Source organism: Thermococcus sp. M36 (assembly GCF_012027355.1).
Classification (GTDB): Archaea; Methanobacteriota_B; Thermococci; order Thermococcales; family Thermococcaceae; genus Thermococcus.
On the sequence record NZ_SNUH01000228.1, the window covers coordinates 1 to 431 of the forward strand.

The following is a 431-nucleotide window of genomic DNA, read 5'->3' on the forward strand; positions in this document are numbered from 1 at the left end:
ATCGGTTGTAAAATTTGCTTATCACAAAATATTCGATTGGTTAAAGATTATTACAGCAATGGAAAGATTTATTCGAAAGGATATTTTAAAAGAATTGATAATACATCCGAAAGTGTTTTTGGGTTATGGACCTATTGGTATGATAATGGTCAAATAAAATCTCAAGAATATTATTATTTGAACAAAAAGCCTGTATACTACATTAATTTTTGGCAGAAAAGTGGTATTCAGATATTAAAGAATGGTAACGGATATATTTATGAAACTATGGCGTTTAGAACTGACGACAGTACAATTTTTGAGATAAAAGATAGTTTGAAAAATGGGAATTTTAAGTGTTATGCTCTTGAGAAAAATAGTTTTTATCTTTTTTCAACAGGTAAATACATAGGTGGTGTTATTCACGGTAAAAAAATAATTTATTACCCCAA

1 protein-coding gene is annotated in these 431 nt (G+C 27.6%); it reads left to right on the plus strand.

Annotated features, from left to right (window positions below; all coding sequences use genetic code 11):
- Positions 1–36: 36 nt before the first annotated feature.
- Positions 37–431, plus strand: a 395-nt coding sequence (locus tag E3E36_RS12105; protein WP_206203694.1) for a hypothetical protein, incomplete at its 3' end; no start/stop codon positions are given.